The sequence below is a fragment of the Streptomyces nanhaiensis genome, from assembly GCF_046614825.1.
Lineage (GTDB): Bacteria > Actinomycetota > Actinomycetes > Streptomycetales > Streptomycetaceae > Streptomyces > Streptomyces radiopugnans.
Genome location: NZ_JBKJFM010000016.1, coordinates 15487 through 40333 on the forward strand (window position 1 = coordinate 15487; position 24847 = coordinate 40333).

The window sequence follows — 24847 nt, forward strand, 5'->3', positions numbered from 1 at the left end:
ACCGTTGACAGCGATATAGGTCTAGGCCAAGCTGCGGGCACTGGTCTAAACCACTAAGGCCGGCCCAGCCCCACGGGCAGTACTCGTCGCACGCCGGCGCATCCCCGCGCCGCCGCGCACACGAGGTACGGCAGAAGCGGCCATCCGGCGGGAGCGGAGATCCCGAGCGGTGGGCGGGGGATTTCCGGCATCCCGAAGGAGAAGCACGTGAAGCGCAAGCTCGTAGCGGCGATCGGCGCCGTGGCGATGACGACCGGTCTCGTCGCCTGCGGCGGGGGCGGAGAGGACAAGTCCTCCAAGGATCCCAAGGAGCGGAACGAGACCCTCACCGTCTGGCTGATGAACGACGCCCAGAGCACCTGGCCCGAGCTGGTGGAGGACGTCAACGCCCAGTTCAAGAAGAAGTACCCGAAGGTCAAGGTCAAGGTCCAGTACCAGCAGTGGGGCGACAAGGCCAAGAAGCTCGACGCGGCGCTGGGCGGTGACAAGTTCCCCGACGTGGTCGAGCTCGGCAACACCGAGACCATGACCTACATCCTCAACGGGGCCCTCGCCGAGATCGACCCGGAGCAGTACGACAACTCCGACACCTGGATCCAGGGCCTGAAGGACACCTGCTCCTTCGAGGGCAAGCTCTACTGCGTCCCCTACTACGCCGGGGCGCGCGTCGCGATCTTCAACCAGGAGATGTTCGACAAGGGCGCGGGCACCAAGGAACTGCCGCAGACCGAGGACGAGCTGAAGAAGGCGCTGAACGAGGTCGCGAAGGAGTACGGCGACGACGAGGCCTTCTCCTCCCTCTACCTGCCCGGCCGCTACTGGTACGCCGCCATGTCCTACGTCGCCGCGTACGGCGGGCAGATCGCCGAGTACGACGAGGGCAAGGGCGAGTGGAAGGCCACCCTGAGCACCCCCGAGGCGCGCAAGGGCATCCAGCACTTCATCGACCTGGTCAAGGAGTACAACAACGGCGACCGGACCAAGGACGAGCAGGACCACGCCAATGTGATGGCCAACGAGAAGGCCGCGCTGATCTACGGCAACGGGTGGGAGGCCGGCAGCGTCGTCGAGGGCGAGAACGGCAACCCGGAGCTGAAGGGCAAGATCGCCACCGCCGGGATGCCCGGCCCGAACGGCGAGGCGCTGCCGTCCTTCATCGGCGGCTCCGACCTCGCGGTGGTCCAGAAGTCCGGGGTCCAGGACCTGGCCAAGGACTGGATATCGATGTTCACCAGCGAGAAGTCGATGGAGGTCCTGGCCTCCAAGAACATCCTGCCGAACAACACCGAGCAGCTCGAGCCGCTGAAGGACAAGCCCGAGACCGCCCCGATCGCCAACGCGGTCCCGGACGCCTGGTTCACCCCGATCGCCCCCGGCTGGACCGCGATCGAGAGCCAGAACGTGCTGGAGAACATGCTGCTGGAGGTCCTCAAGGGCACCTCGGTGGCCGACGCCACCGAGAAGGCCGACAAGAAGATCGACGAACTGATCAACAACGAGGCCTGAGAACGTGCCGGAAGGCCCCTCGACCCCGGGGCCTTCCGGCGCATTCCGCGGGGGGCGGAGGACGCCCTCGCATCCTCCGCCCCCGCCCTTCGGTGAAGAGAACGAACGGAAGGCCAGCGCCGTGACCGCCGCCGACACCAAAGCCGCCGACCCGCCGGCGGCCGTACCGCACCGTCCCGGGCCGAAGCCGCCCCGGCCGTCCCGCCCCTCCCCGGGCCGCCCGCGAAGCGGGCGGGGCAAGAGCGCGAGACTGCCGTACCTGCTGATCGCCCCGGCGATCGTCGCGGTCGGCGCCGTCTTCGCCTACCCGCTGGTGAAGACGGTGATCATGTCCTTCCAGGACATGCGCCGCGCACACCTGTGGGGCGGCACCACCCCGCCGTGGGTGGGCTTCGAGCAGTTCTCCAACATCCTGGGCGACCCCCACTTCTGGGCGGTCACCGTCCGCACCGTGCTGTTCATGGTGGTCTGCGTGACGGCGACCATGGGGCTGGGACTGGGGCTGGCCCTGCTGATGCAGCGCCTGTCCACCTGGGTGCGGCTGCTGCTGACCGGGGCCCTGGTGGCCGCCTGGTCGATGCCGCTGCTGGTGGCCACCTCGATCTTCCGCTGGCTGTCGGACTCCGACTACGGCGTGGTCAACAACCTGCTGAGCAGGCTGCCCGGAGTGGACTTCCAGGGCCACAACTGGTTCCTCGAACCCTGGCAGGGCTTCACCGTCATCGGCGCGGTGGTCGTGTGGGGGGCGATCCCGTTCGTGGTGATCACCCTGTACGCCGCGCTCACCCAGGTGCCGGCGGAACTGGAGGAGGCGGCCCGGCTCGACGGCGCCAACGCCCTCGGGGTCTTCCGCCACGTGGTCTTCCCGGTGATCAAGCCGGTCTTCCAGATGGTGACCACCCTCTCGGTGATCTGGGACTTCAACGTCTTCGGCCAGATCTTCCTGATGCGCTCCAACAAGCCGGAGCCCGAGTACGAGCTGCTGGGCCTGTACTCGTTCAGCAAGGCGTTCGAGAGCGCCTCGTTCAGCCAGGGCACGGCGATCGCGCTCATCACCGTGCTGCTGCTCTCCGGCGTGGCCGTGTACTACCTGCGTCAGCTGATGAAGACAGGAGAGGTCGAGTGAGCACCTCCACCCCGCCCGCCACCACGCCCGTGGCGGCTCCCGAGGCGGCCACCGGCGACGACTCGGCGTACGAACTGCGCCCGGACCGGGGGCGCAGCCGCCTGCTGTACGACGTGCTGGGCCTGTGCGCCTTCGCGGTGATGGCCTTCCCGGTCTACTGGCTGGTCCTCAGCGCCTTCCGGCCCAACCGCGAGATCCGCAGCTACGACCAGACGCTGTGGCCCTCCTCCTTCACCCTGGACAACTTCGTCCGCGCCACCGAGTCCCCGAACTTCTGGACCGCCATCCAGAGCAGCCTGATCATCTGCGGCACCTCGGTGGCCGGCGCCATCTTCATCGGCACCATCGCGGCGTTCGCCATCGGCCGCTTCGACTTCTACGGCCGCAAGCCGTTCATGACGGTCCTCATCCTCGTCCAGCTGCTGCCGCCGACCGCGATGCTCATCCCCATCTACATCCAGCTCAACAACCTGGGCGCGCTCAACGAGTACTGGGGCGTGATCGTCGTCTACACGGTCTCGGTGCTGCCCTTCGCCACCTGGATGATCCGCGGCTTCGTGATCAACGTGCCCAAGGAGCTGGAGGAGGCCGCGATGGTGGACGGCTGCACCCGGATGGGCGCCTTCTGGCGGGTCATCTTCCCGCTGGTCGCCCCGGGTCTCGCGGCGGCTTCCATCTTCGCCCTGGTGACCGCGTGGAACGAGTACCTGTTCGCGTACATCCTGCTGCAGGACAACGACAAGTACACGCTCAACGTGTGGCTGATGAACTTCACCACCGACCGCGGCACGGACTACGGCGCCCTGATGGCGGGCTCCGTCCTCATCGCACTCCCCGTGGTGATCTTCTTCATGCTCCTCCAGAAGAAGATGGCCACGGGCCTCACCTCCGGCGCAGTGAAGGGATGACGTCACTCCCATGACGACTCTCACCGGCACCACCGGCAGCACCCTGGTCCGCAACGCCCTGGCCGTCCTCCAGCCGGGCTTCACCGGCACCACCGCGCCCGGCTGGCTGCTGCGCCGGCTGGACGAGGGGCTCGCCGCGGTGGGCCTGTTCGGCCGCAACATCACATCTCCCGCGCAGCTGGCCGCGCTCACCGCCCAGCTGCGCGGTGTCCGCCCCGACGTACTGGTGGCCATCGACGAGGAGGGCGGCGACGTCACCCGGCTGGAGGCGCGCACGGGGTCGTCCTTCCCCGGCAACCACGCCCTGGGCACGGTCGACGACACCGCACTGACCCGCGCCGTCGCCCGCGAACTGGGGCGCAGGCTCGCCGAGTGCGGGGTCAACCTCAACTGGGCGCCCTCGGCCGACGTCAACTCCAACCCCGACAACCCGGTCATCGGCGTCCGCTCCTTCGGCTCCGCACCGGACCTGGTGGCCCGGCACACCGCCGCCTGGGTCGAGGGGCTGCAGTCCGCCGGAGTCGCCGCCTGCACCAAGCACTTCCCCGGGCACGGCGACACCAGCGTGGACTCCCACCACGCCCTGCCGCGCATCGACGCCGACCTGGCCACGCTCGCGGAGCGCGAACTCGTCCCCTTCCGGGCCGCGGTCGCCGCGGGCAGCAAGTGCGTGATGAGCGCGCACATCCTGCTGCCCGCCCTGGACCCGGCGCTTCCGGGGACGCTCAGCCCCGCCGCCCTGACCGGCCTGCTGCGCGCGCCCCACAGCGAGGGCGGGCTCGGCTTCGAGGGCCTGATCGTCACCGACGGCATGGAGATGCGGGCCATCGCGGGGACCTACGGCATCGAGCGCGGCAGCGTCCTGGCCGTCGCCGCGGGCGCGGACGCCCTCTGCGTCGGCGGGGGACTGGCCGACGAGGAGACCGTGCTGCGCCTGCGCGACGCCCTGGTGCGCGCCGTGGCCGAGGGCGAGCTGCCGGAGGAACGGCTCGCCGACGCCGCCGACCGGGTCCGCGCCCTGGCCCGCTGGACCGCCGAGGCGTCCGCCCGCGCCGGGGAGGCGACGCCCGCCGATCCCCGGGTCGGGCTGGAGGCCGCCCGCCGCGCGCTGAAGGTCACCGTCCGGCGGGACCACACGCCCCTGACCGCACCGCCGTACGTCGCCGCCTTCACCCCCGTGGCCAACATCGCCGTCGGCGACGAGACGCCCTGGGGCCTGGCCGCCGAACTGGCGGAACTGCTCCCGGGCACCGCGACCGGATCCTGGAGCCGCGAGCGGGCCGAACGGGCGGGGCGGGGCGGACCGGCCGCACAGGTGCTGGAGGAGGCGGCCGGCCGTAGGATCGTCGCAGTGGTACGCGACGTCCACCGGCACCCCTGGATGGCGGACGCCCTGGACGCCCTGCTCACCGCCCGGCCGGACACGGTCGTGGTCGAGATGGGCCTGCCCCAGGCGCCGCCTTCCGGAGCACTCCACATCGCGACCCACGGCGCCGCCCGCGTCTGCGGACGGGCCGCCGCGGAGGTCATCGCCGGCCGGGGAACCGACGGCTGAGCTCCGTGGACCGTACGCACCACAGACAACGGGAGGCCCCCAGCATGTCCGCCACGACCCCGGCCGCGACCCCCGCACCGCACGGCGAGCGGCCGGGCCGGATCATGTCCGGCGAGATGGCCGAGCAGCCCGCCGTGCTCCGGCGGATCCTCGACGAGGGCGCGCCCGGGATCCGCGAGACCGCCGAACGCATCGCGGCGCGCCGGCCCCGCTTCGTGCTGCTCACCGCGCGCGGCACCTCCGACAACGCCGCCCTCTACGCGAAGTACCTGCTGGAGATCCGGCTGGGCATGCCCTGCGGCCTCACCTCCATGTCCACCACCACCGCCTACGGGGCCCGGCAGGACCTCACCGACTGCCTGGTCGTCGCCGTCAGCCAGTCCGGCGGCTCCCCCGACCTGGTCGCCTCCACCCGGGCGGCGCGCGAGGCGGGAGCCGTCACCCTGGCCGTGACCAACAACCCCGGCTCCCCGCTGGCCGAGGCCGCCGAGTTCCACATCGACATCCTGGCCGGCCCGGAGAGGGCGCTGCCCGCGACCAAGACCTACACCGCCGAACTGCTGTCCCTGTACCTCCTGGTCGAGGGCCTGCGGGCCGCCGGCGGAACGGACGGCGCGGGCGGCGCCTCCGGCAGCGCGGCCAAGGCGCTGCCCGACCTCGCCGAGTCGGTCCTGGCCCGCCGGGACGAGGTCAGGCGGCTGGCCGCCCGCTACCGCTTCGCCGAGCGCATGGTCATCACCTCCCGCGGCTACGGCTACCCGACGGCCAAGGAGGCGGCGCTGAAGCTGATGGAGACCAGCTACATCCCCGCCCTGTCCTACTCCGGCGCCGACCTGCTGCACGGCCCGCTGGCGATGGTCGACAACGTATCCCCGGTGATCGCCATCGTCACCGACGGCAGGGGCGGCCAGGCGCTCCAGCCCGTCCTCGACCGGCTGAGGGACCGCGGCGCCGACCTCGTCGTCATCGGCCCCGAGCGGCAGGTGGCCGAGGCCTCCGCCGGCTTCGTCCTGCCGACCGGGGACGTGCCCGAGGAGCTCCAGCCGATCCTGGAGATCCTCCCGCTGCAGATGCTGGCCTACGAGGTGACCATCGCACGCGGCCAGGACCCGGACGCCCCCCGCGCCCTGGCGAAGGTCACCGAGACCCGCTGACCGCACCTTCCACCGGCCGGACCCCGCACCTTCTCGTTTCCGCGGGGTCCGGCCGCTCGCGCGTTCGTCTTCCGTATGCGCGCGGCGGAGCCGGGCGGAAGCGAGCAGGAGACGGAGGGGGTGACGGGAGGCCTCGGGAGGCCCCCGGAGGCACTGAGAGGCCCTTAGGACACCCGCGGGCCGCGGCGCCGGGACGGGACCCTCAACCCGTCCGGCACCGCAGCCCGGAGCGATCGGAGACCAGGCACAGTCAGGGCAGAGAGCGCCCGGTCTCGTTCCACCCTCCTGTGCGGGGAGGGCAGAAGCCTGCCGCCATTGTGGACCGGGTCACCGACCCGTGTCCACGCCTTGAACGCATCAGCGGTTCGCTGTGGCGGCTGCCGTCAATTCTTGCGCACGACGGCGCGTATGCACAGACGTACGACCGGATCGGTCGCCGGTTAGGCTCACACCGTGCCCTCCATGAACGACCTCGTACGCCAGCACACCGCCCTCGGCGACTCCGACCTGGAGTGGCTGCACCTGCTGGTCTCCGAGTGGCAGCTGCTGTCCGACCTCTCCTTCGCCGACCTGGTGCTGTGGGTCCCGACCCGGGACGGCACGCGCTACGTCTCCGTGGCGCAGATGCGCCCCAACACCGGACCCACCTCCTACCAGGACGACATGGTCGGCCACCTTGTGCCCAGGGGGCGCCGGCCGCTGCTGGACGCCGCCCTGGACGAGGGCCGGATCGTCCGCGAGGGCGACCCCGAGTGGCGCGAGGAGGTGCCGGTCCGGGTGGAGTCCATCCCCGTGCGCCGCGAGGGCCGCGTCCTGGGCGTCATCGCCCGCAACACCAACCTGCTGACCGTGCGTACGCCCAGCAGGCTGGAGCTGACCTATCTGCAGAGCGCCTCGGACCTGGCGCAGATGATCGCCGCGGGATCGTTTCCCTTCCCCGACCAGCAGGTCGACATGGACGCCTCCCCGCGGGTCGGCGACGGGCTGATCAGACTCGGCGCCGACGGCGTCGTCCAGTACGCCAGCCCCAACGCGCTCTCCGCCTACCACCGGCTGGGCCTGGCCGCCGATCTGGTCGGGCTGCACCTGGGCCAGGCCACCGCCGAACTGGCGCCCTCCCGCGGCCCGGTGGACGAGTCGCTGGTCAAGCTCGCCAGCGGCTGGGCGCCGCGCGAGACCGAGATCGAGGGCAACGGCTGCGTCGTCCAGCTGCGAGCCATCCCGCTCAAACCGAAGGGGGTGCGGATCGGTTCGCTCATCCTGCTGCGCGACGTCACCGAACTGCGCCGCAGGGAGCGGGAGCTGATCACCAAGGACGCCACCATCCGGGAGATCCACCACCGGGTGAAGAACAACCTCCAGACCGTCGCGGCCCTGCTGCGCCTCCAGGCCCGGCGGATCGGCGCGGGCACCGGGGGCACCGCGCGGGAGGCGCTGGAGGAGGCCGTCCGCCGGGTCGGCTCGATCGCGATCGTCCACGAGACGCTCTCCCAGACGCTGGACGAGCGGGTGGAGTTCGACGAGATAGCCGACCGGGTGCTGGCGATGGTCGCCGAGATCTCCCCGGGCATGGTCACCGGGCGGCGTACGGGACGCTTCGGCGTACTGGCGGCCGAGGTGGCCACCCCGCTGTCCATGGTCCTCACGGAGGTGCTGCAGAACGCGCTGGAGCACGGTTTCCGGCCGGGGGAGCGGGGCACGGTCGAGGTCGCGGCCGTCCGCGGCGCGGGCGCCGGCCACGGAGAGGGCCGGCTGCTGGTCACCGTGCAGGACGACGGGCGCGGTCTGCCGGAGGACTTCGACGTGCGCACCGCGGGGAACCTGGGGCTGCAGATCGTGCGGACGCTGGTGGAGGGGGAGTTGGACGGGGGCTTCGACATGCTCCCGGCCCCCGGGGGCGGCACCCGGGTGGTCCTGGACATCCCCGTGGAGCCTGAGAGGCGCTGACGCCGGACGCGGGCCCGCGCCCGGCGTCGCACCGTGCGTCAGCCCGTCCGGCACCGGGCTCCGCACAGCACCGAGCCCCGGACCGTGGTGAGCACGGTCCGGGGCTCGGCATCATCGTCTGTGCGGTGCGCACTGTGGGCACTGCGCGCTGCGGCTCGGGGGCAGCAGGTGGCGGGGTGGGCGTCAGGCAGTGGCCTTGCGCGCCCGGTTGCGGGCGGCGCGGCGCTTCATAGCGCGGCGCTCGTCCTCACTGAGGCCACCCCAGACACCGGAGTCCTGGCCGGACTCCAGGGCCCACTGCAGGCACTGCTCCATCACGGGGCAGCGGCGGCAGACGGCCTTGGCTTCCTCGATCTGCAGCAGCGCAGGACCGGTGTTGCCGATGGGGAAGAAGAGCTCGGGGTCTTCCTCGCGGCAAACGGCGTTGTGACGCCAGTCCATGGCTGCTCCATCTCCTACGCGTTGCGGTAATTGCTTGTGAATGTGAACGCTTTCACGAATCCCTCCACAAGGGAAGGGGCAGCGCCCGGCTTCGCCGGGAGTGTCCCGAGGGATGAGGAGGTGGATTCGGGGCTCTCAAGGGGGTCGGCGTCGACCGTCCCGATCGCCATGAAGAGACTCGCAAACCTCGGCGGCGGATACAACCCCTTCCGGAAAGTTTTTTTTGATTCCTTGGTGTCGACTAGGTCACAGCCGTACTTCCAGGGGGTGGAACCTGGCCTAAACGTTCGAGTGAAAGGACTTTCACCACATCCACTTACACAATCACACGCAGTGCACGGCGTACGCCTGTGAACGTCACGCTCGTACGCAGTCCCAGGTGGTCACCGTCCATCTGAAACGGCAGTGGCACCTGTGATTCCAAGGTGAAGTCTGTGAGGTCGTGAAGCGAGACGGCGTGCTTTCCGTGCGGGCCGCGCTCGGGCGTGGAGGTCAGCAGCTGGGTGCCGTATCGGGTCACCGCGGAGGGGGTGAGCCGGGTCAGTCCGAGCACGTCGAGGGCGGTGTCGAAGGAGGCGCGGGGGGCCGCGTACACCGGGCGGTTGCCCAGATAGGTCCAGGGCGCGGTGTTGCAGACTATGGACAGCGCCAGCTCCTCGACCGGCTCCTCGCCGGGCCGCCGCAGGGTGATCGTCCCGTGGCGCCGGTAGGGGTCGCCCAGGAACTGCCGCACCACCTGGCGCACGTAGAGGGCGTGCGTCGAGCGCCTGCCGCCCTCGCGCTTCTGCTCGACCCGGCCCACCACACCCGCGTCGAAGCCGAGGCCCGCGCAGAAGGTGAACCACCTGGCCGGCACCTCCGCGTCGTCCGTCCCCGGCGTACCGGCCGCCAGGCCCAGGCCCACAGTGCGCTCGCCGCCGGAGTTCAGCGCGGCCAGCAGCGCGCCCGTGGCCTCCACCGCGTCGTTGGGCAGGCCCAGGGCGCGGGCGAAGACGTTGGTCGAACCGCCCGGCACGACCGCGAGGCGGGGGAGGGCCTCGGGGGCGGGGCCGGCGTGCAGCAGCCCGTTGACGACCTCGTTGACGGTGCCGTCGCCGCCGAGCACGATGACCAGCTCGATCTCCCCGCGCTGGACCGCCTGCCGCCCCAGGTCGCGCGCGTGCCCCCGGTACTCGGTGGTGGCGACCTCCAGCTTGAGGTCGCTCGCCAGGGCGTGGATGAGGACGTCTCGGGTGCGGGCACTGGTGGTGGTGGCTGCCGGGTTGACCACGAGGAGCGCGCGCATGGTGTGCAGCGTACCCAGCCGCCGGCGGCCCAGACGGACGGCCCCGGGAGGGGCGGCCCGGGACGGACGGAGGTCCGGAAGGCCCGCCCGGCTACCCTGGCGGTGTGACCACGGACGCATCCTCCGCCGACGCCCCCCGCACCTCCGAGCCCTCCCGGCCCGGGCGGATCACCGCCGCGGCCGCCGTGGTGGCGGCGCAGGGGGTGGTGGTCGCCGGCCTGGGGGTGACCATGCTGGTCATGCTGCTGACCGGCAGCCGGGCCGACGACGCGGTGCAGGCCCTCACCGGGGCCGCGACCGTGCTGGCGCTGGCCGTGCTGCCGCTGGCCGCCGCGCGCGGACTGTGGCTGCGGCGCCGGTGGAGCCGGGGACCGGCGGTGATCGTCCAGCTGATGGCGCTTCCGATGGGCTGGCAGATGGCGCAGAACGGCGGCGGGTGGCTCGTGGGCGGAGCGGCCATCGCGCTCACCGCGCTGGCCGTGCTCGGCTGCCTGATGAGCCCGGCGGCGGCCGGGGCGCTGGGCATCGGCCCGCGCGAGCACCGGGACGCCTGACCGGACCGGCGGGCGCCCTGCCCGCAGGCCTCCCGCCCGCGGGCCCCTGCTCCCCGCTACTCCTCGATCAGCAGGCGGTCGCGCAGCTGGGCCAGGGTGCGGGCCAGCAGGCGCGAGACGTGCATCTGGGAGATGCCGACCTCCTGGGCGATCTGGGACTGGGTCATGTTGCCGAAGAAGCGCAGCAGCAGGATCTTCTTCTCGCGCGGCGGCAGCTCCTCCAGCAGCGGTTTGAGCGACTCCCGGTACTCCACGCCCTCCAGGGCGTCGTCCTCCGCGCCCAGGGTGTCCGCGACGGCCGGGGACTCGTCGTCGGTGTCCGGGACGTCCAGGGAGAGCGTGCTGTAGGCGTTCGCCGACTCCAGACCCTCCAGGACCTCCTCCTCGGAGATCGACAGCCGCTCGGCCAGCTCGTGGACGGTCGGGGCGCGGCCGTGCTGCTGGGACAGCTCGGCGGTGGCCGTCGTCAGGGACAGCCGCAGCTCCTGGAGCCGGCGGGGTACCCGCACCGCCCAGCCCTTGTCGCGGAAGTGCCGCTTGATCTCGCCGACGACCGTGGGAGTGGCGTAGGTGGAGAACTCCACGCCGCGCTCCGGGTCGAAGCGGTCGACCGACTTGATCAGACCGATCGTGGCGACCTGCGTCAGGTCGTCCAGTGGCTCTCCGCGGTTGCGGAAGCGCCGTGCCAGATGCTCCACCAGCGGCAGGTGCATCCGCACCAGGGTGTCGCGCAGTCCGGCGCGCTCCGGGGAGCCCTCCGGGAGGCCGCGCAGCCTGACGAACAAGTCCCTTGCGCCGCTGCGGTCCTGGGGATCCGGCTGGCGGTGCACATAGGCGACGCCCTCACCGGCCCCTTCGTCCTCGCGCATGTCGTGCTGCTGGTCCTCCATGGCATCCGCCCGCTCTGCCCGCCGATCAGGTTCGACCGGATGGGGCCGGGCGTGCTGCTCGGGGATGACCGGGCCCGCCTTCTCGTGGCGGCCCGTCCGCGTTTCGCTCTCCAGGTCGTTCACACCGACCCCCTTGTCCCGTACCGGCCCGTGTGTGCCGGTCACGGCGCCCCTGGGCCGGCGCCGCGCTTCTTGTGCAGGCTGATGCTGACCGTGCGGTCCTCGGCCACGGCCGAGTCGACCTCGCCCGCCAGCGCGGAGAGCACCGTCCAGGCGAAGGTGTCGCGCTCGGGGGCGCGGCCGTCTGTGGTGGGTGCCGAGACCGTCACCCACAGGGAGTCCCCGACGAGCTTGAAGACGCAGCTCAGCACGCTGCCGGGGACCGCTTGCTGGAGCAGGATGGCGCACGCCTCGTCGACGGCGATGCGCAGATCCTCGATCTCGTCGAGGGTGAAGTCCAAGCGGGCCGCGAGACCGGCGGTGGCGGTACGCAGGACCGAAAGGTAGGCGCCCGCGGCGGGCAGCCGGACCTCGACGAAGTCCTGCGTCCCGGGCTCGCCTGCGATCTGGGACACCCTCACCTCCAAGGTGGCACGAGCTGGTGGCTGCCGTGTACGCCCTCCCGGCGACCCTGTCGCAACGGGTCAACGGACGGGCGGGGCAGATCGTTCGACTGCGACGCTATCGCGATCCGGGGCATGCTGTCGCCCGGGCCGAGAAGGGCACCCTTCCTGCGGTCGTCACCCATAGTAAACACATGGGTACTTTCCGTGGCTAGAGGTCTGCGGTGCCCAATTCCTCTCCGGTCACGCCGGGTTCACAGCGCCGTAGGGCCGCCGGTTGTTCCCGGCCCCCGGGGATCCCGGCGTCCGCCCGGCCGCCAGGACCCTCAGCGGCTCGCCGGAGAGTCTGTGGACCGTCCACTCGTCCATCGGTTCGGCGCCGAGCGACTCGCAGAAGCCGATGGCGGGCTCGTTCCAGTTCAGTACCCACCGATGGAAACGTTCGTAACCCCGCCCGGCGCCGACGCGCGCGAGTTCGGCCGGCAGCGCCCTGCCGTGGCCCGCGCCGCGCGCGGCCGGGCGGACGTACAGGTCCTCCAGGCGCACCCCGTGGGTGCCGCTCCAGGTCGGGAAGCCGAGGAACCACGGGGCGAAGCCGACCGGTCCGCCGCTGTCGCCGTCCTCGGCGATCAGGGCGGGGACGACCGGGTGCTCGCGGAAGAGGGCGTCGCGCGACCGCTCCTCGGTGGCCCCGGCCCGCTCCGGCGAGCGCTCGTGCTCGGCCGGCTCGCGGATCACGGTGTGGAGGACCGGGGCGTCGGCGGAGACGGCCTGCCGGATCACGCCGGGAGGCTAACCGGTGACCACGGCGGCCACCGTCGTCCCCCGGGGGAAGGCGCCCTCTCCGGCCAGGACCGCCAGGCCGTACAGCACCTTGGCGACGTACACCCGGTCCAGGCCCGGCAGACCGTGCCGGGCCGCGAAGTCCCGGGCGAAGGACTCCAGCGCGTCGGTGGTGCGGGCGAAGCCGCCGCAGTGGAAGCGGTCCTCCACCGTCCAGGCGCCGCGGCGTCCGCCGAAGGCGGCGTGCTGGAGCCGCTCCACCTCCCCGGCCAGGAAGCCGCCGCGCAGGGCGGCGAAGCCGATCGCGCGCTGCCCGGGGGCGAGTCCGGCGGCGAGTCCGGCGAGGGTGCCGCCCGTGCCGCAGGCGACGGCCACCACGTCCGCCGCGCCGCGCAGCTCCCGGCCCAGCTCCGCGGCGCCCCGCACGGCCTCGGCGTTGCTGCCGCCCTCCGGTATGAGGAGGAACGGGCCGAAGCGGTCGCGCAGCCCGGCGGTCCACTCCGGGTCGTTCCTGCGGCGGTAGTCCGCCCGTGTCACGAAGTGCAGCCGCATGCCGTCGGCGGCGCAGCGGGCCAGGGAGTCGTTGAGGGGCCGGCCGGCGAGCTCGTCGCCCCGCACCACCCCGATCGTGGACAGGCCCAGCAGGCGCCCGGCGGCGGCCGTGGCGCGCAGGTGGTTGGAGTAGGCCCCGCCGAAGGTCAGCAGTGTGCGCTCACCGGTCCGCACGGCGGCGCGCAGGTTGGGCGCGAGCTTGCGCCACTTGTTGCCGACGAGGTCCGGGTGGATCAGGTCGTCGCGCTTGAGCAGCAGCCGGACGCCGTGGCGCGAGAAGTGCTCGTCGGCCGCCTCCGCCAAGGGGGATGGCAGGCGCGGGGCGAGGGATTCCAGGGCCGTCAGGCGTGTTCGGGACGCCGGAGAAGCCGGAGACGCCGGAGGGCCGGCCGGGGGAGGCGGTGCGCTGCTCATCCCGCCATTGTCACGCCGGGGTGGCACCCCGTGTCACCGGTCGGCCGGACGCGGTGGACGCCCGCACGGGCGCCGCGGAGGCGCGGCCGGCTCCCGGCCCTCCGTGCCCCGGGCCGTGCACCGGGGGCGGATTGCGGTTGCGACGGCATATGCCCACCGGCGGCGGAGGGCCGTCGCTCCCGCGAGCGCACGGGAGGAGGGCCCGCCCCGCAGATGGGAGGCGCCCGGCACGGATGTGCGGGAACGGGGCTCCGCCGCCCCTTCGGGGCGGATGTGAGATCCGTCATACGACGCATCGGACTTTTCCTTCCCCAATCCACCCCGGAGCGGGGGCCGGGGGCGTGCGGGGAGAGGGGAAGCCGAGGTCAGCGCCGCAAGGGGCGGAAAGGGCGGAGGCGTTGGGCGGACGAGCTCCCGCGCGCCGTCGCCGCAGACGGCCCGTACACCTTCGCGAACGGGGCGACCCGTTCAGTATGAAAGCGCTTTTCCCGGGCACATGGGTGTATGCCCCGGTCGACGGAAGCTCGCTGTCGCGCCTCCCCTGGACCAGGGCTGATACGAGGTGGCTGCGTACCTCTGAGCCGACTGTTGTCAAGTTTTCTTGACCTGAGCTATACAGATGGGCGGAGGGCATTGCACTCAGTGCCGCACCGCCGACTGCCCCGCGCTCTTGGCGGGGCGGCGGGCGACGGCCCGTGCCGACCACCTCACCGGTACCAGTCAGTACGGAAGGGGAGATGGATCATGCGGTGGAGCGAGTTCGTGGCGCAGGTACGCGAGCGGGGTCAGTACCCGACGGCCAAGGAGGCGGAGCGCGTCTCCCGGATCGTGCTCTCGGCGCTCGGCGGCCATCTCACCGGTGCGGAGCGCACGGAGCTGGCCGTCCGCCTTCCGCAGGAGGGCATGCGCGTGCTGACCGGTCAGCTCAAGGTGACCAAGCCGCTCAGCGGCGCGCAGTTCGTCGACAGCGTCGCGGCCCGCATCGAGGGCGCGACCCCGGCGACGGCCCGCTGGGACGTCAGCTCGGTGCTGAGCGTGGTCGCCGAACTCGCCGACAAGGACCTGCTCGACCGGATCATCGACCGGCTGCCGCCCGGCTACGCCCTGCTGTTCGGACGCGCCCAGCTCACCCGCCGGGCCGGTCAGCTCGTCTGAGCGGGAACGACCGGCCCGACGGTGTGTCGGGGCCCGGTGACGGCCGGAGCACGGAGGCCCGGCGGCCGGGCACGGCCGCCCGCCCGGGCCGCGAACCCTCACGGACGGTCAGGGGTCACCGCAGTTCGCTGAAGCGCTCGGTCTGGCGGGTGCGGCCGGCGACGATGATGGTGTCGCCCTCCTCCAGGACGGTGTCGGCCGTGGCGTAGGTGAAGCCCTCGCCGGGGCGTTTGACGGCGACGACGGTGACGCCGTGGCGGGTGCGCACCCCGCTGTTGCCCAGGGTCAGTCCGACGACGTCGGCCGGCGGGCTGGTCTTGACCATGGCGAAGTCGTCCTCGAACTCGATGTAGTCCAGCATGCGGCCGCGCACCAGATGGGCGACGCGCTGGCCCATGTCGTGCTCGGGGTAGACGACGTGGTGGACGCCGAGCTGGGTGAGGATGCGGCCCTGGGCCTCGCTGGTGGCCTTGGCCCACACGTTGGGGATGCCGAAGGAGACCAGCAGGGAGGCGGTCAGGATGCTGGCCTCCAGGTTGCTGCCGATGGCGACCACGGCCCGGTCGAACTCGTGGACGCCGAGCTGGCGCAGGACCTCCTCCTTGGTGGAGTCGGCGCTCACCACGTGGGTGAGGGAGCCGGACAGGGCCTGGACGACCTCGGCACTGTGGTCGATGCCCAGGACCTCGGTGTCCTCCTCGGCCAGTTCCAGGGCCAGGGCGCGGCCGAAGCGGCCCAGGCCGATGACGACCACGGAGTCTGCGTGGGCGTCGCGGCGGCGGCCCCTGGCACCGCGGCCCCTGGCCGGCGGGTTCTTCTGGGGGGCGGGGTGCTCAGCCAATGACGGGTCGCTCCTCGGGCAGGTCGTACATGCGGACACGGGGGCGCAGGGCGAGCGCGGAGGCCACCGTGACGGGACCCAGCCGTCCGATGAACATCAGCACGGTCAGCAGGATCTGCTCCGGCACGGGCAGGTCGGCGGTGATGCCGGTGGACAGTCCGACGGTGGCGAAGGCCGAGGTGACCTCGAACAGGGACCGGTCGAGGCTGAAGTCGGTGAAGACCATGAAGACGATCGTGGAGGCCGCGACGGCGGCCACCGCCAGCAGCACCACGGTCAGGGCCTGCCGCTGGACGTCGCCGTGCAGGCGGCGGTTGAAGATGTTGACCGCGCCCTCGCCCCGCACCTCCGCGTATATGACGAAGAACAGCACGGCGAAGGTGGTGACCTTGATGCCACCGGCCGTTCCCGCGCTGGCCCCTCCGACGAACATCAGCACGTCCATGCCCAGCCAGGTGGCCGGGTTCATCTGGCCGATGTCGACGCTGTTGAAGCCGGCGGTGCGCGGCATCACGCCCTGGAAGAAGCCGGTCAGCAGCTTTCCCCGCACGTCCAGCGGCCCCAGGGTGCCCGGATTGGACCACTCCAGGGCGGTGATGAACACCGTACCGCCGGCCAGGAAGGCCCCGGTGGCCCACAGCACGATCTTGGTGTGCAGGCTCCAGGTGTGCGGTCGGCGCAGGCGGCGGCGCAGTTCGAACAGCACGGGGAAGCCCAGTCCGCCGGCGATGACGGCGAAGGCGATGGGCAGGCAGATCCACGGATCGGTGGCGAAGCCCGTCAGACTGTCGGTGTAGAGGGCGAAACCGGCGTTGTTGAACGCGGAGACCGCATGGAAGACCCCCAGCCACACCGCCCGCGGCCACGGCTCGTCGTAGCCGAGCCCGAAGCGCAGGGTCAGCACCGTGGCGGTGACCGCCTCCAGCACCAGGCTGACCCTGACGACCCCTGCGACCACCGACCGCACCTCGCCCAGTCCCAGGGTCTTGGTCTCCGCCGCGGCCGTGAGGCGGGCGCGCAGCCCCAGACGGCGGGAGACCAGCACCACGAGCAGGGAGGCGAAGGTCATGATCCCGAACCCGCCGACCTGGATCAGCGCGAGGATCACCCCCTCGCCGAAGCCGGTCCAGTAGGAGGGGGTGTCGACCACCACCAGCCCGGTCACGCAGACGGCGGAGGTGGCGGTGAACAGCGCTTCCATCAGACTCGCGCCGCCGGGACCCTCCCTGGCGACCGGCAGCGTCAGCAGCGCCGTTCCGACCGCCACGGCCGCGGCGAAGCCGGCCACGACGACCTGGGCCGGGTGCCGGAACCGCAGACGGCGCCACCTCGGCCCCGTTACCACGGCGTTCCCGTTCCGCCATGGGTTCGGGCCGCGATCGTATGCACCAGAAGACGATAGCCACCCCGGCGCCGGGACTCGTGCCGGGGCGGCGGCTTGCCTACAGTTCTGTCCATGACCTCTGTTCCCCGGCCGTCGCCGGGGCCGTCCACGGCGGCCGCCGGGGGCTCGGCGCGCCTCCCCGCCCGCCGGGCGCGTGCCGCCGCCCGGCCGAACCGGCGCCCGGGGTGATCAGATGAGAGGGCCCTTCTTCGACAGCGGTGTCCGCAAGACCATCGCCGCCCTGGCCGGAGCCGCCGTGGTCCTGGTCACCGCGGGCTTCGTGCTGGACATGGTCTGGCTCTTCGGCATCGGCGCGTGGTTCCTGATCACGGCGGGCCTGCTGGAGATGGTCTACCGCCCCTGACCGCCCCCGGCCCGGCGCGGCTCGTCCGCCTGCGGCCGGAGACAGCGCCGCACCCGGCCCGCGGCGGGTTCCGGGCGCGGAACCCGGCGGGCCGGGTGCAGAAGGAAGGACCGGATGGTCCTGGGGGCCGGGCCGCAGCTTGCGACCCAGGGCCCGGGTCAGGCCTTCTTGGTCTCCCAGAAGATCTTGTCGATCTCGGCGATGAGGTCCAGCAGCTTCTGGCCCGTGGCCGGGTCGGTGGAGCCCTTGGCGGCCGAGGCGGCCTTGAGGGCGTCGTTCACCAGCTGGTGGAGCTGCGGGTACTTCTCGAAGTGCGGGGCCTTGAAGTAGTCGCTCCACAGCACCGAGATGTGGTGCTTGGCGAGCTCGGCCCGGTTCTCCTTGATGTACGTCGCACGAGCCCGGTAGTGCGGGTCGTCGTTCGCCTGGTACTTCTCCTGGATGGCCTTGACCGACTCGGCCTCGATGCGGGCCTGGGCCGGGTCGTAGACGCCGCAGGGAAGGTCGCAGTGGGCGCTGACCTTCACCTTCGGGGCGAACAGGCGGGAGAGCATAGAGCTGTCCTTCCTCGTGATCGTCTTCTCACGTGTGAGATTACTCCGTGAGGAGCGCCTTTTCGCGTGTGCCCCCACTCGCCTGGGACAAAAGTCCGAGGGTTGCGGGGACGAGGAGGGTACACGGGCAGGGCGCGGGAGCCGAGGACTGGACCGGAGGTGCGGCGGATGCCGGAGCGGGCGGACGAGCAGGAGGGCCGCGGGCTGCTGCGGATCGGGCTGGCGGAGGTCTACAACCCGTCGATGGAGCCGACGCTGCGCCCCGGCGATCTGCTGGTGGTCCGCTACGGGGGAGCGGTGCGGCCCGGGCACGTGGTCGTGGTGCGCCATCCCTTCCAGCACGACCTGCTGATCGTCAAGCGGGCCGTCGGGCGGCGGGACGGCGGCTGGTGGGTGCAGGGCGACAACCCGTCGGTGCGCAACGACAGCCGCGAGTTCGGGGTGGTGCCCGACGAACTCGTGGTGGCGCGGGCGTGGGTGCGGCTGCGGCCCCTGCGGCGGGTTCAGCGCACCCCCGGCGCGTTGCTGGGCTGGGTCTTCTCGGCGCTGCGGCCGCTGTTCCCCAGGCGTTTGCGGGCCCGGTAGGCGGCGACGTTGGCACGGGTGGCGCAGCGGTCGGAGCAGTAGCGCCGGGAGCGGTTCGTCGAGGTGTCCAGGTAGGCGTTGAGGCAGGGGTCGGCCTGGCAGATGCCCAGCCGGTCCACGCCCAGGTCGGTGAGGTGGAAGGCCAGGCCCATGCAGGCGACGGCCGCGTATCCGGCGGTGGCGTTGGCGGGGTGGTCGGCCAGGTGCATGTGCCAGCGGGGACGGCCGGCGTCGTCCAGGTGGTCGTGGCCGGAGATCTGCGGGCTGGCGGGGAACTCCATCAGCAGGGCGTTGAGCAGGTCCACGGCCCTGGACTCGTCCCCCTCCGAGGCGGCCGCGAAGACCGCGCGCAGCCGTGTGCGCACCCCGCGCAGCCGGGTCACGTCGGCCTCCGTGGCGCGCCGCGCGGCGCTCTGGCCCGGGCCGAAGAGGGCGCGTACGGCCTCCACGGAGGTGAGCGTGTCCTCGCCGCGCTGCGGCTGCTCGGTGTTGACCAGCCGCACGGCGAAGTCCGAGTAATAGTTCAGTTCCACTTGTGGTCCTTACGGGCGCGCTCTATGGTCACGAGGAGGGGCGAGTAAGGGTCGCCTTTCGATACAGGCTATTACGTATCCAGAACGCAGGGGGTCGTCATGGCGGAGACGGACACGGAGACCGGTACGGAAGCCGGGACGGAGGGGAACGCGCCGGCGGGCACGGCGGGAGGCGAGCGGTGGCGGCGCTGGCAGGAGAGCTGGGACCGGCAGCAGGAGTGGTACCTGCCCGACCGGGAGGAGCGCTTCGGGGCGATGCTCGACGCCGTCGAGGCACTGGTGGGGACCGAGCCGAAGGTGCTGGACCTGGCCTGCGGCACGGGAAGCATCACCGACCGGCTGCTGCGCCGTTTCCCCGGGGCCACCAGCACCGGGGTGGACCTCGACCCGGCCCTGCTGACCATCGCGCGCGGCCACTTCGCCGCCGACCCCCGCGCCGCGTTCGTCACCGCCGATCTGCGCGACGAACGGTGGACGGAGGCCCTGCCGCACCGGGCGTACGACGCGGTGCTCACCTCCACCGCGCTGCACTGGCTGCGCACCGGCGAGTTGCGGGCGCTGTACGCGCGGCTCGCGGGCGTCCTGCGCGACGGCGGCATCCTGGTCAACGCCGACCACATGCCCGACCCCGCCACGCCCCGGATCAACGAGGCCGTGAGCGCCTTCCACCGGGCGCGGCGCGAGCGGGAGAAGGCCGCGGGCGCCCAGGACTGGGCGCACTGGTGGGCGGCGGCGGCCGCCGATCCGGTGCTGGCGGGGCCGGCCGCCGAGCGCTTCCGGATCTTCGGCGACCCGGTGGCGGGGGACCACTCCGACGGCGAGACGCAGTCCGCGGCCTGGCACGTGGAGGCGATGCGGGCGGCGGGCTTCGCCGAGGCGCGGCCGGTGTGGGCGTCGCCGGCCGACACGATGGTGCTCGGCCTGAAGTGACCGGGGCCGGCGGATGACCGGCCCCGCCCCCGGGCCGGCCCGGGGTCCGGAGGCGGGAAGGCCGCGGGGGCGGTACGGGCCGGGTCGCCCCGGCCCGTACCGCCCCCGCGGCCGTGTCACACGGTGCTCAGCCGGTGCTCAGCGCCGCGCCACGCCCTCCGCGCGGGCGGCGGCGGCGACGGCGGCGGTCACCGCCGGAGCGACCCGCTCGTCGAACGGGGAGGGGATCACGCGGTCGGCGCTCAGCTCGTCGGAGACCACCGCGGCCAGCGCCTCGGCGGCGGCCAGCTTCATGCCCTCGGTGATCGTCGAGGCCCGCACCTGGAGGGCGCCGGCGAAGATGCCGGGGAAGGCGAGGACGTTGTTGATCTGGTTCGGGTAGTCGCTGCGGCCGGTGGCGACGACCGAGGCGTACTTGCGGGCGATGTCCGGGTGGATCTCCGGAGTGGGGTTGGCCATGGCGAAGACGAAGGCGTCCTTCGCCATCCTCGCGACGGCCTTCTCTGGGACCGTGCCGCCGCTGACGCCGATGAAGACGTCGGCGCCGTCCATCGCCGACTCCAGCGACCCGCTCAGCCCCGCCTTGTTGGTGAAGCCCGCCAGCTCCCGCTTGACGTCGGTGAGGTCGGTGCGGTCGGCCGAGACGATGCCCTTGCGGTCGCAGACCGCCACATCGCCGATGCCGGCCTCCACCAGGATCCTGGCGATGGCCACCCCGGCCGCGCCGGCCCCGGAGATGACGGCGCGCAGCTCGCCGAGCGCGACGCCGCGCAGCCGGGCCGCGTTGCGCAGCGCGGCGAGCGTGACGACCGCCGTGCCGTGCTGGTCGTCGTGGAAGACCGGGATGTCCAGGCGCTCCTGGAGCCTGCGCTCGATCTCGAAGCAGCGCGGAGCGGAGATGTCCTCCAGGTTGACGCCCCCGAAGGAGGGCGCGAGCCTGACGACGGTCTCCACGATCTCGTCCACGTCGGTGCAGTCCAGCGCGATCGGGACCGCGTCCACGCCGCCGAACTGCTTGAAGAGGATCGCCTTGCCCTCCATCACCGGCAGGGACGCCTGCGGGCCGATGTCGCCCAGGCCCAGCACCGCGGTGCCGTCCGTGACGACCGCGACGACCTGCGACTTCCAGGTGTAGTCGTGGACCAGTTCCGGCTGCTCGGCGATGGCGCTGCACACCTTGGCCACACCCGGCGTGTAGGCCAGGGAAAGGTCGTCCGCGTCCCGCACCGGCACGGTCGCCCGGACCGCCATCTTGCCGCCGCGGTGCAGGGCGAACGCCGGATCGATGGCCGACTCGACGCCGCCGTCCAGCTCGTCCTGGGAATTGACGATCTCCGCTGCCACTGTTTGACCCCTTTGCTGAAATTCCTGATCGAGGGTGGCCGCTGCCTGGTCGAGGCGCGGGCGGGCACCACGTCCGCGGCCTGTCCGGCGGATGGGGCCACCGTCGAGGGGGGAACGGACGCCGGGCGCGTCGCACTCACGCCCTGGTCCCCGGGTGAGGGGTGTAACTGCTCTTTCTACCGGATGAGCACCGCCGTGCACGAATGTCTTCCGTCTCACCGGCTGCCCGCGAAGCGCGCCGGACATGGGGCATCCTGGGCAAAGGGCCTGTAGAGAGAGTGGAAGACCGCTTAACACCGCGTGAGGGGAGTGACGAAGCTCTCCCCTGTGTGCACACCTCCGCTCATACGAGCGGAAGGGCTGCCGAGCGGGCAGTGGCATACGTCTCGTCAGGCGCCGATCGTTCCCGGTCGCCCGTTATCCGATTTTGACATGGTTGGCATCCTGGCCTCAGGTGTCCGGATGGCAAGATGCCCCCATCACGCAGTGTCGCCACACGCCCCGGGCGTGCCCGGCCGACCACCGGACACTCCACATCACCCCGCAGGAGGACCCTTCATGACCGCACGCACCAACCGCCCCCTGCCCTCGGTGGAAGGCTCCCGCAGGCCGTCCGCGCGCCGGCGCCTGGCCGCCGCCGCGGCCGTCGCGCTCACCGGTTCCCTGCTGCTGACCGCGTGCGGGGACCAGACCGACAACGGCGGCGAGGGCGGCGGCGCAGAGGCCAAGAGCTCCGAGGCCCCGCTGTTCGACAAGCTCCCCAAGGACATCCAGTCCGCCGGCGTCGTCAAGGTCGGCTCGGACATCGCCTACGCCCCGGTCGAGTTCTACGACGAGAACGACAAGATCGCCGGTATCGACCCCGACCTGGGCGAGGCCCTGAGCAAGCAGCTCGGCGTCGAGTTCGAGTTCACCAACGGCACCTTCGACGGCCTGATCACCGGTCTGAACTCCGGCCGCCACGACGTGATCATGTCGGCGATGACCGACACCAAGCAGCGACAGGAGGGCCTGGACGACAAGGGCGAGAAGGTCGGCGAGGGCGTCGACTTCGTCGACTACTTCCGGGCCGGTTCCTCGATCCTGGTCAAGAAGGGCAACCCGAAGGGCATCAAGTCCCTGGACGACCTCTGCGGCGAGACCGTCGCGCTCCAGCGCGGCACGGCGAACGAGGAGCTCGCCGAGACGCAGAACGAGAAGTGCGACAAGCCGATCAAGATCCTCGCCTTCGACAAGGACACCGAGGCGCTCCTCCAGGTCAAGCAGGGCCGCGCGGTCGCCGACATCAACGACTACCCGGTCGCCGCGTACAACGCCAAGACCTCCGGCGGCGGCGAGGACTTCGAGGTCGTCGGCGACCAGATCGACGCCGCCCCCTACGGCATCGCCGTCAGCAAGGAGAACACCCAGCTGCGCGACGCCATCAAGGCCGCCCTCGACGCCATCATCGACAACGGCGAGTACGCGAAGGTCCTGGAGAAGTGGGAGGTCACCGACGCGGCGGTCGAGGAGGCCACCGTCAACGGCGGCAAGTGAGCCGCAGCGAACCTCCGTAGTTCCACAGCAAAGGTAACTCTCCGTGTCCGAACCTGAAGACAAGGCACCACCCGCGTCGGTGCCGGCCTCCAACACCGAGGGCGGCGGAACCGGGGCGGACGGTGCGGCGCCGGTGACCAAGGACTCCCCGGTCCCGCCCGAGGCCATCAAGGCCATCCCGGTACGCCACTACGGCCGCTGGATAAGCGCCGCGATCGTGCTCGTCCTGTTCGGCCTGGTGGTGGCGGCCTTCGTGGGCGCCGACATCACCTGGCCGACGGTGGGTCGCTACCTCAACCAGGAGACGATCCTCACCGGTGCGGTCAACACCCTGTGGATCACCCTGCTCGCCATGCTCATGGGCGTGGTGCTCGGTACCGTCCTCGCGGTGATGCGGCTGTCGAAGAACCCGGTGATGTCGTCCGTCGCCTGGGGCTACATCTGGGTCTTCCGCGGCACCCCCGTCCTGGTGCAGCTGCTGATCTGGTACAACCTGGCGCTGATCTTCCCGATCCTGGACCTGGGCTTCTACCGCGACGAGATGAACGACGTGATGACGCCGTTCCTCGCCGCCCTGCTGGGCCTGGGCCTGAACGAGGCCGCCTACATGGCCGAGATCAGCCGCGCGGGCATCCAGTCGGTGGACGAGGGCCAGACCGAGGCGGCCCACGCGCTCGGCATGACCGGCTCGCGCACCATGCGCCGCATCGTGCTGCCGCAGGCCATGCGGGTCATCATCCCGCCGACCGGCAACGAGTTCATCAACATGCTCAAGACCTCGTCGCTGGCCTACGCCATCCAGTACAGCGAGCTGCTGTTCTCCGCCACCAGGATCTCCTCGCGGAACCTGGAGGTGATGGAGCTGCTGCTGGTGGCGACCATCTGGTACCTGATCCTCACCACGATCTTCAGCGTCGGCCAGTACTACCTGGAGCGCTACTTCCAGCGCGGCTCGTCCCGCAACCTGCCGCCCACGCCGTGGCAGCGGGTGCGCAGGAGCCTCACCTCGTTCCGCACGCCGAGCCAGGTGGGAGGGAAGACGGTATGACCACCCCCGCTGTCCCGATGGTGAAGGCCGAGGGCGTCCACAAGTCCTTCGGCCACGCCCACATCCTCAAGGGCATCGACCTGGAGGTCGCCGCCGGGGAGGTGTTCTGCCTGGTCGGCCCGTCCGGCTCCGGCAAGTCCACCTTCCTGCGCTGCATCAACCACCTGGAGAAGATCAGCGCCGGGCGGCTGTCGGTCGACGGCCACCTCGTCGGCTACCGGCAGAAGGGCGACAGGCTCTACGAGCTCAAGGAGCGCGAGGTCGCCGCCCAGCGCCGCGACATCGGCATGGTCTTCCAGCGCTTCAACCTCTTCCCGCACATGACCGCGGTGGAGAACGTCATGGAGGCGCCCGTCCAGGTCAAGGGCGAGTCCAGGGCGGCGGCCCGGGAGCGGGCCCTGAAGCTGCTGGACCGGGTCGGACTGGGCAACCGGACCGGCAACTACCCCTCCCAGCTCTCCGGCGGCCAGCAGCAGCGCGTGGCCATCGCCCGCGCGCTGGCGATGGAGCCCAAGCTGATGCTCTTCGACGAGCCCACCTCCGCGCTCGACCCGGAGCTGGTCGGCGAGGTGCTGGACGTCATGCGCGGGCTGGCCGAGGACGGCATGACGATGATCGTCGTCACCCACGAGATGGGCTTCGCCCGGGAGGTCGGCGACTCGCTGGTCTTCATGGACGACGGCGTGGTCGTCGAGTCCGGCCACCCGCGCGACGTGCTGACCGATCCGCAGCACGAGCGGACGAAGGCGTTCCTGTCGAAGGTCCTCTGAGACACGGCCGCCGCCGCGGGGCGGTGCGGACCCCGGCCCGGGGTCCGCACCGCCCCGCGGCTTTCCGGTGTCCTCCGGCGGGCGCCTTCCGGCGCCGGTCCGGCGTCCGGCCGTCCTGCGCGGCC

General features: G+C 71.7%; 25 protein-coding genes. 14 read left to right on the forward strand and 11 right to left on the reverse strand.

The features are described from left to right. The first annotated feature begins 207 nt into the window (after positions 1-207). From ACLIYP_RS07055 to ACLIYP_RS07080, 6 genes are all read left to right on the forward strand, one after another. The gene (locus ACLIYP_RS07055) at positions 208-1506 is read left to right on the forward strand and encodes an extracellular solute-binding protein (protein WP_412712275.1); all 1299 of its coding nucleotides are present in this window, start codon (positions 208-210) and stop codon (positions 1504-1506) included. A gap of 121 nt (positions 1507-1627) precedes the next feature. Further along, a complete protein-coding gene (locus ACLIYP_RS07060) occupies positions 1628-2632 on the forward strand; it encodes a carbohydrate ABC transporter permease (RefSeq protein WP_412712276.1) in 1005 nt (334 codons plus the stop codon). A gap of 29 nt (positions 2633-2661) precedes the next feature. Then, entirely contained in the window at positions 2662-3540 is an 879-nt protein-coding gene (locus ACLIYP_RS07065) for a carbohydrate ABC transporter permease (protein ID WP_093661453.1), read from the forward strand. Positions 3541-3550: 10 nt separating this feature from the next. After that, on the forward strand, positions 3551-5095 hold the full coding sequence (locus ACLIYP_RS07070; protein ID WP_412712277.1) for a glycoside hydrolase family 3 protein: 1545 nt from the start codon (positions 3551-3553) through the stop codon (positions 5093-5095). Between the two features lie 44 nt (positions 5096-5139). Then, on the forward strand, positions 5140-6249 hold the full coding sequence (locus ACLIYP_RS07075; protein ID WP_412712278.1) for an SIS domain-containing protein: 1110 nt from the start codon (positions 5140-5142) through the stop codon (positions 6247-6249). 462 nt (positions 6250-6711) lie between these two features. Beyond that, positions 6712-8196 (forward strand): histidine kinase N-terminal domain-containing protein, encoded by a 1485-nt coding sequence (locus ACLIYP_RS07080; protein WP_412712279.1) that lies wholly within the window; start codon positions 6712-6714, stop codon positions 8194-8196. Between the two features lie 183 nt (positions 8197-8379). On the opposite strand, the gene ACLIYP_RS07085 is transcribed toward ACLIYP_RS07080, so the two are convergent. Together ACLIYP_RS07085 and ACLIYP_RS07090 are read right to left on the reverse strand one after the other, a co-directional pair. Next, a complete protein-coding gene (locus tag ACLIYP_RS07085) occupies positions 8380-8637 on the reverse strand; it encodes a WhiB family transcriptional regulator (protein WP_028427873.1) in 258 nt (85 codons plus the stop codon). Between the two features lie 316 nt (positions 8638-8953). Beyond that, on the reverse strand, positions 8954-9922 hold the full coding sequence (locus tag ACLIYP_RS07090; protein ID WP_412712280.1) for a diacylglycerol/lipid kinase family protein: 969 nt from the start codon (positions 9920-9922) through the stop codon (positions 8954-8956). A gap of 104 nt (positions 9923-10026) precedes the next feature. Here ACLIYP_RS07090 and ACLIYP_RS07095 point away from each other — a divergent pair, with 104 nt between their 5' ends. Continuing rightward, the gene (locus ACLIYP_RS07095; protein ID WP_412712281.1) at positions 10027-10476 is read left to right on the forward strand and encodes a hypothetical protein; all 450 of its coding nucleotides are present in this window, start codon (positions 10027-10029) and stop codon (positions 10474-10476) included. A 56-nt stretch (positions 10477-10532) separates the two neighbouring features. Here the strand turns inward: ACLIYP_RS07095 and ACLIYP_RS07100 are convergent, their stop codons facing one another. The 4 genes from ACLIYP_RS07100 to ACLIYP_RS07115 form a co-directional block, all read right to left on the reverse strand. Further along, the gene (locus ACLIYP_RS07100; protein ID WP_412712305.1) at positions 10533-11639 is read right to left on the reverse strand and encodes an RNA polymerase sigma factor SigF; all 1107 of its coding nucleotides are present in this window, start codon (positions 11637-11639) and stop codon (positions 10533-10535) included. Further along, positions 11528-11941, reverse strand: coding sequence for an ATP-binding protein (locus ACLIYP_RS07105; RefSeq protein WP_093661399.1), 414 nt, complete (start codon positions 11939-11941; stop codon positions 11528-11530). Before ACLIYP_RS07105 ends, ACLIYP_RS07100 begins: the two co-directional genes overlap by 112 nt. A gap of 231 nt (positions 11942-12172) precedes the next feature. After that, entirely contained in the window at positions 12173-12712 is a 540-nt protein-coding gene (locus tag ACLIYP_RS07110; protein WP_412712282.1) for a GNAT family N-acetyltransferase, read from the reverse strand. 9 nt (positions 12713-12721) lie between these two features. Next, positions 12722-13678, reverse strand: a complete 957-nt coding sequence (locus ACLIYP_RS07115) for a 1-aminocyclopropane-1-carboxylate deaminase/D-cysteine desulfhydrase (protein ID WP_412712283.1) — start codon at positions 13676-13678, stop codon at positions 12722-12724. A 744-nt stretch (positions 13679-14422) separates the two neighbouring features. On the opposite strand from ACLIYP_RS07115, the gene ACLIYP_RS07120 reads away from it, so the two are divergent. Next, positions 14423-14833 carry a DUF2267 domain-containing protein gene (locus tag ACLIYP_RS07120; RefSeq protein WP_177214064.1) on the forward strand — a complete coding sequence of 137 codons (411 nt, stop codon included), beginning with the start codon at positions 14423-14425 and terminating at the stop codon, positions 14831-14833. Positions 14834-14948: 115 nt separating this feature from the next. On the opposite strand, the gene ACLIYP_RS07125 is transcribed toward ACLIYP_RS07120, so the two are convergent. After that, on the reverse strand, positions 14949-15674 hold the full coding sequence (locus tag ACLIYP_RS07125) for a potassium channel family protein (protein WP_412712284.1): 726 nt from the start codon (positions 15672-15674) through the stop codon (positions 14949-14951). Further along, on the reverse strand, positions 15667-17019 hold the full coding sequence (locus ACLIYP_RS07130; protein ID WP_412712285.1) for a TrkH family potassium uptake protein: 1353 nt from the start codon (positions 17017-17019) through the stop codon (positions 15667-15669). Before ACLIYP_RS07130 ends, ACLIYP_RS07125 begins: the two co-directional genes overlap by 8 nt. Before the next feature lie 232 nt (positions 17020-17251). On the opposite strand from ACLIYP_RS07130, the gene ACLIYP_RS07135 reads away from it, so the two are divergent. Further along, positions 17252-17422: a hypothetical protein gene (locus ACLIYP_RS07135; protein WP_412712286.1), complete on the forward strand. Its 171-nt coding sequence runs from the start codon at positions 17252-17254 to the stop codon at positions 17420-17422. 158 nt (positions 17423-17580) lie between these two features. Here the strand turns inward: ACLIYP_RS07135 and sodN are convergent, their stop codons facing one another. Next, complete coding sequence (gene sodN, locus ACLIYP_RS07140; RefSeq protein WP_093661405.1) at positions 17581-17976, reverse strand: superoxide dismutase, Ni; 396 nt, start codon at positions 17974-17976, stop codon at positions 17581-17583. A gap of 168 nt (positions 17977-18144) precedes the next feature. Between sodN and sodX the strand changes: the two genes are divergently transcribed. Beyond that, a complete protein-coding gene (gene sodX, locus ACLIYP_RS07145; RefSeq protein ID WP_412712287.1) occupies positions 18145-18561 on the forward strand; it encodes a nickel-type superoxide dismutase maturation protease in 417 nt (138 codons plus the stop codon). Here sodX and ACLIYP_RS07150 read toward each other — a convergent pair. Then, on the reverse strand, positions 18480-19094 hold the full coding sequence (locus ACLIYP_RS07150; RefSeq protein WP_412712288.1) for a CGNR zinc finger domain-containing protein: 615 nt from the start codon (positions 19092-19094) through the stop codon (positions 18480-18482). The two genes, sodX and ACLIYP_RS07150, sit on opposite strands and share 82 nt — an antisense overlap. A gap of 99 nt (positions 19095-19193) precedes the next feature. On the opposite strand from ACLIYP_RS07150, the gene ACLIYP_RS07155 reads away from it, so the two are divergent. Beyond that, entirely contained in the window at positions 19194-20024 is an 831-nt protein-coding gene (locus ACLIYP_RS07155) for a class I SAM-dependent methyltransferase (RefSeq protein ID WP_412712289.1), read from the forward strand. A gap of 138 nt (positions 20025-20162) precedes the next feature. Here ACLIYP_RS07155 and ACLIYP_RS07160 read toward each other — a convergent pair whose 3' ends face one another. Further along, complete coding sequence (locus tag ACLIYP_RS07160; protein ID WP_412712290.1) at positions 20163-21368, reverse strand: NAD(P)-dependent malic enzyme; 1206 nt, start codon at positions 21366-21368, stop codon at positions 20163-20165. A gap of 558 nt (positions 21369-21926) precedes the next feature. Here ACLIYP_RS07160 and ACLIYP_RS07165 point away from each other — a divergent pair. The 3 genes from ACLIYP_RS07165 to ACLIYP_RS07175 are packed head-to-tail and all read left to right on the forward strand — an operon-like array spanning position 21927 to position 24722. After that, positions 21927-22904, forward strand: a complete 978-nt coding sequence (locus tag ACLIYP_RS07165) for an ABC transporter substrate-binding protein (protein WP_412712291.1) — start codon at positions 21927-21929, stop codon at positions 22902-22904. A 43-nt stretch (positions 22905-22947) separates the two neighbouring features. Beyond that, complete coding sequence (locus tag ACLIYP_RS07170) at positions 22948-23952, forward strand: amino acid ABC transporter permease (protein WP_412712292.1); 1005 nt, start codon at positions 22948-22950, stop codon at positions 23950-23952. Beyond that, positions 23949-24722, forward strand: a complete 774-nt coding sequence (locus ACLIYP_RS07175) for an amino acid ABC transporter ATP-binding protein (RefSeq protein WP_412712293.1) — start codon at positions 23949-23951, stop codon at positions 24720-24722. The genes ACLIYP_RS07170 and ACLIYP_RS07175 overlap by 4 nt, the downstream gene beginning before the upstream one ends. Positions 24723-24847 lie beyond the last annotated feature (125 nt).